13 protein-coding genes are annotated in these 11,555 nt (G+C 66.2%); 5 read left to right on the top strand and 8 right to left on the bottom strand.

Features of this window, described 5'->3' with window-relative positions; translation table 11 throughout:
• Window positions 1-563: 563 nt before the first annotated feature.
• Window positions 564-839, bottom strand: a complete 276-nt coding sequence (locus Q0D93_RS09475; protein WP_294393266.1) for a hypothetical protein — start codon at window positions 837-839, stop codon at window positions 564-566.
• Here Q0D93_RS09475 and Q0D93_RS09470 point away from each other — a divergent pair.
• Together Q0D93_RS09470 and Q0D93_RS09465 are read left to right on the top strand one after the other, a co-directional pair.
• Window positions 750-1,091: a hypothetical protein gene (locus tag Q0D93_RS09470; RefSeq protein WP_294393271.1), complete on the top strand. Its 342-nt coding sequence runs from the start codon at window positions 750-752 to the stop codon at window positions 1,089-1,091. The genes Q0D93_RS09475 and Q0D93_RS09470 overlap by 90 nt on opposite strands.
• A 65-nt stretch (window positions 1,092-1,156) precedes the next feature.
• The gene (locus Q0D93_RS09465) at window positions 1,157-1,897 is read left to right on the top strand and encodes a Bax inhibitor-1/YccA family protein (protein WP_294393259.1); all 741 of its coding nucleotides are present in this window, start codon (window positions 1,157-1,159) and stop codon (window positions 1,895-1,897) included.
• A 91-nt stretch (window positions 1,898-1,988) separates the two neighbouring features.
• Here Q0D93_RS09465 and Q0D93_RS09460 read toward each other — a convergent pair whose 3' ends face one another.
• The 6 genes from Q0D93_RS09460 to Q0D93_RS09435 form a co-directional block, all read right to left on the bottom strand.
• Complete coding sequence (locus tag Q0D93_RS09460; protein ID WP_294393257.1) at window positions 1,989-2,870, bottom strand: hypothetical protein; 882 nt, start codon at window positions 2,868-2,870, stop codon at window positions 1,989-1,991.
• A 23-nt stretch (window positions 2,871-2,893) separates the two neighbouring features.
• Window positions 2,894-3,748, bottom strand: coding sequence for a WecB/TagA/CpsF family glycosyltransferase (locus tag Q0D93_RS09455; protein ID WP_294393255.1), 855 nt, complete (start codon window positions 3,746-3,748; stop codon window positions 2,894-2,896).
• Window positions 3,748-4,839 (bottom strand): Gfo/Idh/MocA family oxidoreductase, encoded by a 1,092-nt coding sequence (locus Q0D93_RS09450; protein ID WP_294393254.1) that lies wholly within the window; start codon window positions 4,837-4,839, stop codon window positions 3,748-3,750. Before Q0D93_RS09450 ends, Q0D93_RS09455 begins: the two co-directional genes overlap by 1 nt.
• Window positions 4,840-4,972: 133 nt before the next feature.
• Window positions 4,973-6,346 (bottom strand): glutamate--cysteine ligase, encoded by a 1,374-nt coding sequence (locus Q0D93_RS09445; protein WP_294393252.1) that lies wholly within the window; start codon window positions 6,344-6,346, stop codon window positions 4,973-4,975.
• Window positions 6,347-6,380: 34 nt separating this feature from the next.
• Window positions 6,381-7,133, bottom strand: a complete 753-nt coding sequence (locus Q0D93_RS09440) for a 16S rRNA (uracil(1498)-N(3))-methyltransferase (protein WP_294393251.1) — start codon at window positions 7,131-7,133, stop codon at window positions 6,381-6,383.
• The gene (locus Q0D93_RS09435; protein ID WP_294393249.1) at window positions 7,130-7,993 is read right to left on the bottom strand and encodes a pirin family protein; all 864 of its coding nucleotides are present in this window, start codon (window positions 7,991-7,993) and stop codon (window positions 7,130-7,132) included. Before Q0D93_RS09435 ends, Q0D93_RS09440 begins: the two co-directional genes overlap by 4 nt.
• 22 nt (window positions 7,994-8,015) lie before the next feature.
• Here Q0D93_RS09435 and ubiA point away from each other — a divergent pair, with 22 nt between their 5' ends.
• The 3 genes from ubiA to Q0D93_RS09420 are packed head-to-tail and all read left to right on the top strand — an operon-like array spanning window position 8,016 to window position 11,095.
• Window positions 8,016-8,927, top strand: coding sequence for a 4-hydroxybenzoate octaprenyltransferase (ubiA, locus tag Q0D93_RS09430; RefSeq protein ID WP_294393248.1), 912 nt, complete (start codon window positions 8,016-8,018; stop codon window positions 8,925-8,927).
• A gap of 49 nt (window positions 8,928-8,976) precedes the next feature.
• Entirely contained in the window at window positions 8,977-10,323 is a 1,347-nt protein-coding gene (locus tag Q0D93_RS09425; RefSeq protein WP_294393247.1) for a TldD/PmbA family protein, read from the top strand.
• Window positions 10,316-11,095, top strand: a complete 780-nt coding sequence (locus Q0D93_RS09420; protein WP_294393246.1) for an inositol monophosphatase family protein — start codon at window positions 10,316-10,318, stop codon at window positions 11,093-11,095. The genes Q0D93_RS09425 and Q0D93_RS09420 overlap by 8 nt, the downstream gene beginning before the upstream one ends.
• Here the strand turns inward: Q0D93_RS09420 and Q0D93_RS09415 are convergent.
• Window positions 11,092-11,541 (bottom strand): CoA-binding protein, encoded by a 450-nt coding sequence (locus Q0D93_RS09415; RefSeq protein ID WP_294393245.1) that lies wholly within the window; start codon window positions 11,539-11,541, stop codon window positions 11,092-11,094. The two genes, Q0D93_RS09420 and Q0D93_RS09415, sit on opposite strands and share 4 nt — an antisense overlap.
• Window positions 11,542-11,555: the final 14 nt, after the last annotated feature.

Raw genomic sequence — 11,555 nt, 5'->3', positions numbered from 1 at the left:
CTGCCCGCTGCCCGCTGCCCGCTGCCCGCTGCCCGCTGCCCGCTGCCCGCTGCCCGCTGCCCGCTGCCCGCTGCCCGTTTGGCAGCCGCACCTACGCCGGCATGGTCACAGCAGTGTCCCGGCGGTCGCCACACACCCGATCTTTCCGTGATGATAGGCCTGTGCAGTACAAGCGCAGCGACTCGGGCTCAGCCGAGCGATCTAGTGTAATGGCCGCGTTGATGGCTGTCGGAATGCCATCGGGATAAACGTCGGGCTAAGCCTCTGACGGGCGCCGGCTTCCTGGATGCCGTGACTGCGCACGTCCTCGTAAGCGAAGGGGCTCTCCTGGATCCTATCCTGTTCCGATCGGGCACCCTCCCTCGACGAAGCGGGAAGTCCGGCACCAACGAAACCGGTTCGATGGCCAACCTCCGCTTTGGCCGGAGCACAAGCACGCCGCGGGATCGCGAGACTGTCCTACCGGGATAAAGGGTAATGGTGGATGACCTCGTGATGCGCGCCCTGTGGCGTGAGGTGACTTTCGAACAACAGGAAATAGCCGACAGGTTCCGGCAGACTGCTCACCCCGGCGAGGTGATCCAACGACAGCGGCGGCGCGCCCGCCCGGCGGTTGAAGCGAGCAAGGGTGATGTGTGGCTTGAAAGCGCGCTTCGGGTGGAATGCCGGCCCGTACCAGCGCGCGCTCGCTCCACGTTGCCGCGCAATGTCGTGAGTTCCCGATTGGCGGCAACCCCGGCCCACAATGTATGAACCACGCCACGGTGATCAAACGTACCGGTGCCCGCCAAGGCCAGCGACGGTTGCGGCGCGGTGACCGCGAACAACGAAGCGGCGATCTCCTCCGCCTGGGAACGCTCAACCTCACCGATGAAGCGCAAGGTCAGGTGCAGTTAGTCTTCCGGTTGCCAGCGGATTGCCGGCACGTGCGCCATGGCCCGCGACAACATGGCTCGCTGACCGGCGGAGAGGCGCAGGGCGACAAACAGGCGGTGCACGATCCTCAGCTCCTCTCACGTCCTTTGTATTTTAACATGTCTCCGCGCGCCAAAGACCGAAGCGCCCCGTCGCACGCGGCGACTGCCGCTTGAAAAGGTTTCCGCGCACGCCGATATTCGCGGCAGCGCGCATCGTGGCGCGAAAGGAGCGTATTCACATGGCAAACTGGTCCGACCCCTGGACGACCTCCGCTGCTGCCGCACCCACCGGCGCGCGCGCTGCGGCGCACGACGCGGGTCTGCGGTCCTACATGCTTTCGGTCTACAATTACATGGCGTCCGGCGTGCTGCTGACTGGCATCGTTGCGCTGCTGTTCGCCAACAGCCCCTATATGAGCCTGCTTTTCTCGCCTGAAGGCCGCCCGTCGGGGCTGGGCTGGGTGGTGATGCTGGCGCCGATCGGCCTGGTCATGTGGCTGAGCTTCGGCATCAATCGGCTGAGCGACGGCGCCGCCAAGGCGATCTTCTGGGGCTATGCCGTATTGATGGGGCTGTCACTGTCGACGATCCTGCTGGTCTATACCGGCACGTCGGTTGCGCAGACTTTCTTCGCCAGCGCCGCTGCGTTCGGTGGGCTGAGCCTCTATGGCTACACGACCAAGCGTGACCTGTCGGGCTTTGGCAGCTTCCTGATCATGGGCGTGGTCGGAATCCTCGTTGCGAGCCTGCTCAACATGTTCTTCCAGTCGAGCGGCCTCGCACTGGTGATCAGCATCCTCGGCGTGCTGCTGTTCGCCGGCCTGACCGCCTATGACACGCAGCGCATCAAGAGCATGTACTTCCAGGTGCAGGGCACCAGCTTCGTCGGCAAGTCGGTGGTGATGGGTGCGCTGACCCTCTACCTCGACTTCATCAACATGTTCCTGTTCCTGCTGCGCTTCATGGGCGATCGCCGCTAAGCGATCCGCCCGCCGGCCAGCCGGAACGAGAAAGGGCTCCGCCGCGGCGGAGCCCTTTCTGTTTGTGCGCCGGTGATGCGACGAGGGGGGGTCAGGCGTAGACCTTGCCCTTGGCGGCATCGGCCTCGTGGATCAGCTCCACCGTGTTGACGATATTGGCCTCGCTGGAGGCGCCGAACAGGATGCTTTTCACATAAGGCTCGTTCACCACCCACTCGATCGCCTCGCGCGGGCGGATGCCGCCCGAAGCGAGCACCGACATGGCAATCACGCGCGCCGGGATCTTGCGGGTCGCTTCGCGATAGCCGTCGATGCCGCCGGACATGCGAAACGCGATCTTGTTGACGTTGGCGCACACGATCGGATTGTCGATCCCGGCATCCTTCAGCATCGGCAGCAGCTTGGGCAGGTTCATGGTGATGAAGCCCGCCTCCGCATTGTAACGCTTGCGGACATGGTCCGAGAAGATGCGGAAGGCGTCGACGAAACCCAGGCCCTGGATCAGGTCGCAGACCACATTTTGCAGGAAGATGACGGGGGTATTGAGGTCCCGGAACATCTTCATCTCGGCATCGACCAGCAGGGTCATCATGCTTTCGATGTCCTTGTTCAGGACCGCCTTGGATCCGCGCAGGACGGTATCGACCAACCCTTCCTTGGGCAGGAACTTGCGCAGCGCGTCGAAATAGCCGAGCTCGGTAACGGCATTGGCATATTTGTGGGCGTAGGGCATGCCGGGATAGAAGGTGAAGCCCTCCCACTTTTCCGGATGCGCGCGCACGTCGTCGGCAATCTTCTCGATCTTGTCATGCGTCGTGCACATGAAGCCGCCGGCGCCTGCATGCAGAGCCGATTGCAGCACGTCGACGATCGCGTCGATCGACTGGAACCGCATGGCCTGCTGCCGCGCCTTTTCCTCCGACATGTGGTTCACGCCGAAGAACTGATTATCGCCGAAGAGAATGCGTTCCATGTAATCCTCGATGGAGCGATGCGTTAGGACTGGCCGGTGAGACGCGCGACGCGCGGATCACCCGACGGTTCGGGGGAGTTGCCAGGCGAGGGAAAGGCCGGGGGGCGGTACAGTCCCAGGCGATCCTTCAGCACGAGCCAGAAGAAATCCAAGGTGCGGAAATAGCGGCGCCAGTAACGCCGCGGCTCGGTGGTCATGCGGTACACCCATTCCAGGCCGTTACGCGCCATCCAGCCCGGCGCGCGCTTGACCGCTTCCGCTTCGTAATCGATGGTCGCGCCCACGCCCATATAGACCTTCACCTTGGGCATGCGGTGGCGATTGCGATCGATCCAGATCTCCTGCTTGGGCGCGCCAAGGCCAACGATCAGGCAGGTCGCGCCCGACGCGTTGATCATGGCGATCACCTCGTCGATTTCCTTGGCATCGTTGACGAAATTGAACGACGGCCCGTGCGCGCCGACCACGATCTGCCGGCCGACGATGCCGTTGATCCGTTCACGCGCCATCTGCGCCACGCCCGGCTTCGCGCCGAGGAAGAAAATGCTAACGTCCGGATTGTTGGCATGGTGCTGCCAGTAAGCCGGCACGATGTCCGAACCCGACGACTTCTGCTTGATGTTCCGCCCGATCAGCCCGAGCGACCAATAGACATATTTGCTGTCAGACGAGACTATGGTCGCGTGGCGATAGGCTTCCGCGAAATCGGGATTCCGCTGAAGATGGTACATATGGTCGGGGTTGAGCGTGAAGAGCGTGCCCTCGTCCAGCCGCTCCACAATCTCCGGGATGGTGAGGCTGTCGACCCACGCATTCATCAGGCGCGAACGCTGCCATGGCGCGAAGCCGGCGCGGGTAACCTGGCGGGTCTTCTCCATCAGCGACCCAGTACGCGCGAGAGAATGCCGCCCTTGCGCTCCTGCGCCGGCGTCGTGATGGTGCCGGCACTGCCGCCTGCCGCCGCCGCGGCGCGGATCATCTCGATCGTCGCGTCGGTGTCGGCGGAGGAAGCGAAGCCGTTCTCACCCTGCTGCTTGTTCTTGATCGCGCGGCCGAACGCCTCCAACTGCGCGGTATATTCCTCGCCACGCAGATAGAAGCTGACCGGAGGTGTCAGGTCGGTGATGTACTTGACCGTCCATCCTTCCTCATAACCCTGCGGCACGGGCGTGGTGCCCGTCAGGAAAACCTGGATTTCCTGACGGTCGGCATAGACCTTGCCGCCTTCGCCCCAGATGGAGATGCGGGTGGTCATCTTGCGGACCGAGGCGTCCGACCAGTTCACCGACAATTGGCCGGTGACGCCGTTGCCGAAGCCCAGATTGGCATAGACCTCGTCATCGACTTCCGCCGAGAAGGTGCTCTTGAGCACGGCGCCGCTGCATCCTTCAGGACGGCCGAAATACCAGTTCACCAGGTTGAGCGGGTGAGCCGCATAATCGTACAAGCAGCCGCCGCCGTTACCGGCCTTGCCACGCCAGGTCGGCTTGGTCGGACGCAGCACGACCGGGCCATAAGCCTCCGCCTGGACATGGCTGATGCGGCCGAGAGCGCCGGAATCGAGCAGGCGCTTTACCTCGTTGAAGGTGCCGATGAAGCGGTTGTGATAGCCGACCTGCGCGATCAGGCCCTTGCTCTCCGCCAGCGCGGCCAAGGACGCGCTCTCGGCCGAAGACAGGGTCAGCGGCTTCTCGCAGAAAACGTGCAGCCCGCGATCGAGCGCCTTGCGCACCATCGGCTCGTGGGTGGTGGTGGGCGTCGCGATCACGATCGCATCCAGGTCCGGGAGCGCGAGCACCGCGTCGAAATCGGCGATATACTTGAGGTGACCGTATTTCTCGATCACCCCGCCGACCATGGCGGCGCTGTCGCAGATTGCGACAACGCGGAAATCCTCAAGGGCGTTGATCATCGCCAGGTGGGACAGGCCCATTTTGCCGAGGCCGATGACGGCGACATTGATCGTCAACGCACTTTGCTCCTTTTGCAGTGCAGCAACTTTGTCGTGGTAGCCGGTTCGGTGTCTGTCAAGGCGGTTGCGACGCCCCGCCATCGTTCACCATATTGTGGGCGAGCGGCGGCGCGCGCCCGTGGCGACACGGTCAGAAGCTCATCTCGCCATAGATGCGCGACATGTCTCCGCCCCATGCGCCATGGTAGAGGTCGAGCAGGCGCTCGGCCGGCACCTTGCCGCTAGCGACGATCTCACGCAACGGATCGAGGAAGCCGGTTTCGTCATCGCCCGCAGCGTTGAGACGCTTGCGCGCGGCAAGCCCGGCATGGGCAATGTCGAGGATGCGCTGTCCCAGTTCCCGCAGGCTCCGCCCGCGCGGCCCCTTGGTGGCGAGCGCGAGACGCGGCACGTGCGCACGGATGCGGTGATGATCCTCGATCGTCCAATGCTTGACCTCGTCCCAGGCGGCGTCCAGCGCCTGATCGTCGTAAAGCAGGCCCACCCACAAGGCGGGCAGTGCGCAGATCCGGTTCCAAGGGCCGCCATCAGCCCCGCGCATTTCGAGGAAGCTCTTCAGGCGCACTTCGGGGAATGCGGTGGAGAGATGGTCGACCCAATCGCCGACGCGTGGGCGCTCCCCCGGCAGAACCGCCAGCTTGCCGTCGATGAAGTCGCGGAAATCCAGGCCGGCCGCATCGATGTAGCGCCCATCGCGGAATACGAAATACATCGGCACATTGAGCATGTAATCGGCATAGCGTTCATATCCGAACCCGTCCTCGAATACGAACGGCAGCATGCCGGTGCGGGCCGGATCGGTATCGGTCCAGATATGGCTGCGATAGGACAGGAAGCCGTTCGGCTTGGCTTCGGTAAAGGGGGAGTTGGCGAACAGCGCGGTGGCGAGCGGCTGCAAGGCCAGGCTGACGCGGAACTTCTTCACCATGTCCGCCTCGCTCGCATAATCGAGGTTGGTCTGGATGGTGCAGGTGCGCAGCATCATGTCGAGGCCGAGGTCGCCCACCCGCGGCATGTGCCGCAGCATGATGTCGTAACGGCCCTTGGGCATGATCGGCAGGTCGCCACGGGTCTTGTCCGGCCAGAAGCCCATGCCGAGGAAGCCCATGCCGAGCTTTTCGCCAATCTCCTTCACCTGGGCGAGGTGGCGTCCGGTCTCCGCGCAGGTCTGATGCAGATTGTCGAGCGGCGCGCCGGACAGTTCGAACTGGCCCGCCGGCTCCAGGCTGACGGCACCATCGGGGCCGCTGAGGGCAATGATGTTCTCGCCTTCATAGACCGGCTCCCACCCGAATTTGGTCAGGCCGATCAGCAGGGCATGGATGCCGCCTTTCTCCTCATAGGAGGGGGCGTGATGATCCCCGACGGCATAGACGAACTTTTCATGCTCCGTCCCGATTCGCCACCGGTCCCTGGGCTTTTCGCCACGGGCAAAGACGCCGATCAGGTCGGCGCGGCTTTCGATAAGCGGGTCAGGGCCGGCCTCTGCCGTGCGCGTTGTCATGGTGCGCGCAGATAGCGGGCTGACGCGCGCTAAGCTAGCGCCAGTCGCCCGCGATCGACATCCAGCATGCGATTGCCGCCGCCGCCGCCGTTTCGGCGCGCAGGATGCGGGGACCAAGCGAGACGCCGGAGGCACCCGGGACGGCGCGAATCATCGCGCGTTCGTCCGGGGTGAAGCCGCCTTCCGGCCCGATCAGGATTGCGGCCGGACCGGGTGTCGCGGCCTGCGCCAAGGGCAGGCCGCCGGTCTCGTCCGCGAACAGCAGAGCGCGATCCGCCGTCCAGCCTTTCAGCAGTGCGGCAAGCTTCACCGGCTCGGCCAGGTCGGGGAGGGCGGTGCGGTCGCATTGCTCGGCAGCCTCGATCGTATGTGCCCGCAGCCGATCGAGATTGAGGCGGTCCACCACCGTGCGCTGGGTGATGACGGGCTGGAGGCGACCGATGCCGAGCTCGGTCGCCTTTTCGACCAGCCAGTCGATCGGCCCCTTCTTGATCGGTGCGAACAGCAGCCACAGGTCGGGCACGGCCTCCCGCTCGCGCAATGGCTCGCGGATGGTCAGGTGGACCGCGCGCTTCGTTAAGTCGCGCAGCTCCGCCAACCATTCACCGGTGCGATCGTCGAACAGGCGCACCACATCACCTGGCTGCAGCCGCATGACGTTGGCGAGGTAATTGGCGGGTGGTCCGTCGAGGCTCAGCGTCATGCCGGGGCCAAGCGGTCGGTCCACGAACAGGCGCGGCGTGCTGGCGGGCGGCCAGGCGGGGGTCGCGGGCCTGACGCTGCTCACGAAAAGCTGCCGAACAGGCCGGCCTGGTAGTCGCGCACGGCCTGCATGATCTCCGCCTCGCTGTTCATGACGAAGGGGCCGCGCGCCACGATCGGTTCCCCGATCGGATCGGCATGGCCGAACAGCAAAAGGGCGCCACCGTCGCTTGCGACCTCTATCGCCTCGCCGCTGCCGAGTTCCGCGAGGTTGAAGGCGGCGACCGGCGTGCCGGCGATGGTCGCGGTGCCCCGAACCACGTAGCAGAATATCGTCCGACCACGGGGCGCAGGCAGGTGGACGCGGCCGCCCGCATCAAGGGCGACCGTCATCATGGACACGCCGGTCAGCGACGCGAACGGCCCGGTTCGCCCGTCCAGGTCGCCGGAAACGAGCGCGATGCGTGCGTCCTCCCGCTGGATCACCGGAATGTCGGCCCTTTGCAGCCCGACATAGGCGGGCGTGGTCATCTTCAGGCGGGCGGGCAGGTTGACCCAGAGTTGCAGGATTTCGAGCGGGCCGCCGCTCTGCTTGAAGCGTTCGGGCGAAAGCTCGGCATGGACCAGTCCGCGCCCGGCCGTCATCCACTGCACGCCGCCAGGGCCGATGATGCTCTCGTGCCCTCCCGTGTCGAGGTGGGACAGTTCGCCCTCCAGGATGAAGGTGACCGTTTCGAACCCGCGATGGGGATGCGGGCCGAAAGGGAGGCCGCGATTGCCGGGCGGGTAGGTCTGCGGCCCATGGTGATTGAGGAACAGGAACGGATTGAGCGCCGGCAGATGCGGGCCTGGAAGCGGGCGTCGCGTCACCAGATCGGCAATGTCGTCGCGCAGCGCGGGATGGATCGCGCGAACGGCGCGGGACGAGGTGGTGGCGTCAACCATGCGGAGCCTATAGGGCAGGCGGATGGCAGCGCCTATCGTTCCCGACACCGAGCATGGCGGCACCGTCGCCCGATTGTCCCCGCTGACCCGCGACCTGGCGCAGCTCGCCCGCCTGGATCGCCCGATCGGTGCCTGGCTGCTCTTCTGGCCCGGTGCCTGGGCCACTGCCTTGGCGGGACGGGCGGTGGCGCGGTGGGACCTGATCCTGTGGTTCGCCCTTGGCGCGATCGCGATGCGGGGGGCGGGCTGCGTATATAACGACATTGTCGATCGCGACCTGGATGCTCGCGTGGCCCGCACGCGCGAGCGGCCGCTGGCGAGCGGGCGCGTGTCGCTGAAGACGGCCTGGGCCTTCCTGATGGGGCTCAGCCTGATCGGGCTGGTCGTGCTGCTGCAATTGCCCGGCCTGGCACAGGGAATCGCGCTCGTCAGCCTGGGTCTTGTCGCGGCCTACCCCTTCATGAAGCGGATCACCTGGTGGCCGCAGGCATGGCTGGGGCTGGTCTTTTCCTGGGCGGCGCTGGTCGGCTGGCCGGCAGCCACGGGCCACACCGCTCCTGCCTTGTGGTGGCTCTATGCCGGGTCGGTGCTGTGGGTGATCGGCTATGATACGATCTACGCCCTGCAGGATGTGGAGGATGATGCACTGGCCGGCGTCAAGTCCTCGGCCCGCGCGCTCGGCAGCCATGCGAAGGGTGGCGTGGCCCTGCTTTATGCCGGCGCGGTCCTGCTATGGGGTTGCGCGCTGTGGCGGGTGCGGCCCGATCCGCTAGCGCTGGCGGCGTTGCTGCCGGTTGCGGCGCATCTCGGCTGGCAGGTGCTGGGGCTCCATCCGGATGCACCGGCGGATGCACTGCGTCGGTTTCGCGCCAACCGCTTTGCGGGCCTGCTGATGTTCCTCGCCTGCCTGGCGGTGGGCAGCGCCTCGCATTGATTGCGCGAAAGGGCTTTGCGGGGGCGGGTCGCGCTCCTAAGTGCCGCACATGCTGTCCGTTGCCGATGCCGAGAACAAGGTCGCAGACCTGATCGCCGCCGCCCGCCGTGCGGGCGCCGATGCCGCCGATGCCGTATATTATGGCAGCAGCTCTACCGAGGTGCAGGTGCGGCTCGGTGCGCTGGAGGATGTTGGCCGCTCCGAAGGCGAGGAAATCGGACTGCGCCTGTTCGTGGGCAAGCGATCCGCGAGCGTGTCGTCGTCCGATCTGTCGACGGAGGCGCTGGGCGCGCTGGTGGAGCGTGCCGTTGCCATGGCCCGCGAGGCGCCAGAGGATGATTATGCCGGCCTTGCCCCCGCCGACCGCCTGCTGACCGGCGAGCCGGTGGCGATCGATCCCGATGACGGTCAGGATCCGGCGCCGGGCGTGCTCAAGGATCTGGCCCTCGGCGCCGAGGAGGCCGCGCGTGCGATCGCAGGCGTCACCAACAGCGAGGGGGCGGGCGCCAGTGCCGGCCGGACGCTGATGGCGTTGGCGACGTCCACCGGGTTTGCGCGCGGCTACCAGTCCTCCGGCTATGGCTGCTCGGCCAGCGTGATCGCGGGCGAGGGCTCCGTGATGCAGCGCGATTATGCCTATCACTCGGCACGGCACTTCGCGGATCTGGAGGATGCGCGGGCGATCGGCCACCGTGCCGGCGAACGGGCCGTCGCGCGGGTCAATCCGGGCAAGCTGGCCTCCGGCGCCATGCCGGTCGTCTACGATCCGCGCGTCGGCACCAGCCTGCTCGGCCATCTGGCGGGTGCGATCACGGGCGCCGCCATCGCACGCAAGACCAGCTTCCTGCTCGGCAAGCGGGGCGAGCGCATCTTTGCGCCCGGCATTACCGTCCGCGACGATCCGCATCGGATCAGGGGGCTGCGCAGCCGCGCCTTCGATGGCGAGGGGCTGCCGACCGCACCGACGGATATCATCGAGGACGGTGTTCTCACCACCTGGCTGCTCGACAGCGCCTCGGCCCGGCAATTGGGGGAAGCGCCGACCGGCCATGCCGCGCGCGGCGGCAGCGGCGCGCCCGGCGCGGGCACCAGCAACCTGTTCCTGCAGGCGGGCGGCGTGAGCGTCCAGGACCTGATCGGAGACATCATGCTCGGCGTCTATGTGACCGAGTTGATCGGTCAGGGCGTGAACGGCGTCACCGGCGATTATAGTCGCGGCGCGTCGGGTTTCGCGATCCGCAACGGCAAGCTGGCGGAGCCGGTGGCGGAGATCACCATCGCCGGCAATCTGGCGGACATGTTCCTGCACCTGACGCCGGCGGACGACCTGGTCTTCCGGCGCGCGATGGATGTGCCCACGATCCGCATCGACGGGATGATGATCGCGGGTGCCTGAGGCGCTGGCCGACGACATTGCCGCAATCGCGGCGGAGGCCAGCGCGCTGGCGCTCAGCCGATGGCGCACGGACTATCGCCGCTGGGAGAAAGTGCCGGGCCATCCGGTATGCGAGATCGACCTTGCCGTCGATCTCCTGCTGCGGACCCGCCTCAAGGCATTGGACCCCGACGCCGGCTGGCTGTCGGAGGAAACCGCCGACACCACCGCCCGCCTCGGCTCGCGGCGGATCTGGGTGGTCGATCCGATCGACGGGACGCGCGACTACCTGAACGGTTTGCGCGGCTGGTGTATCTCGATCGCCCTGGTCGAACAGGGCGAGCCGGTGATCGCGGTGCTGGATGCGCCGGCCCGCAACGAACGGTGGCGCGCTGTCGCGGGGCAGGGCACGACTCTCAACGGGCAGGTATTGCAGGGATCGTCGCGCACGTTGCTGCCTGGGGCGCGCATCCCGGCGGACACGCTGCGGGGAATGGACCAGGACCTGGTGCCGGTGCCGCGTCCCAACTCCATCGCCTTGCGCGTGGCGATGGTGGCGGACGATGAGGCCGACCTGTGCGCGACCTTACGCTGGGGCAATGAATGGGACATCGCCGCCGCCGCCCTGATCGCGGAGGAGGCGGGTGCGGTGGTGACCGACGCGTTGGGCGTGCCGCTCAGCTTCAATTCCCGCAGGGGCGAGGCGTTCGGCATTCTCGCCAGCGCGCCCGGCATTCACACCGCCGCCGTAGCGCGACTGGCCGAAGGGGCGAGCGCAGCCAGCTTTCGTTAAAGCCCGTTCGGCAGGGTCTGACCTTTCCTGGGAATGCCCAATCCGGGCAGGTCGATGGCCGGGCAGCGGTCCATCACCACCTTCAGTCCGGCCGCTTCCGCCCGCGCGGCGGCCTCATGATTGATCACGCCGATTTGCATCCATACGGCTTTGGCGCCGACCCGGATTGCTTCGTCCACCGCCTCGCCCGCCGCCTGCGGTCGCCGGAATATGTCCACTATGTCGATCGGCTCCCCGATCTGCGCCAGTTCGCGCCAGACATATTCGCCATGCACATGCTCGCCCGTAATCTGCGGGTTCACCGGCAGCACGCGATAGCCCCAATCCTGCAGGACGCGCATGACGCCGTAGCTGGGCCGGTCGGGGCGGTCGGAGGCGCCGACCAAGGCGATCGTCCGCGTCTCGGTCAGCAATTGCCTGATGGCGTCGGGGGAGGTCAGCGGCATGCAGGCATAACCGC

Origin of the sequence: uncultured Sphingomonas sp. (genome assembly GCF_934560975.1) — a bacterium.
GTDB lineage: Bacteria > Pseudomonadota > Alphaproteobacteria > Sphingomonadales > Sphingomonadaceae > Sphingomonas_I.
The sequence above is the reverse complement of the archived record's forward strand: the minus strand, read 5'-3'. Positions and strand labels throughout refer to the sequence as shown.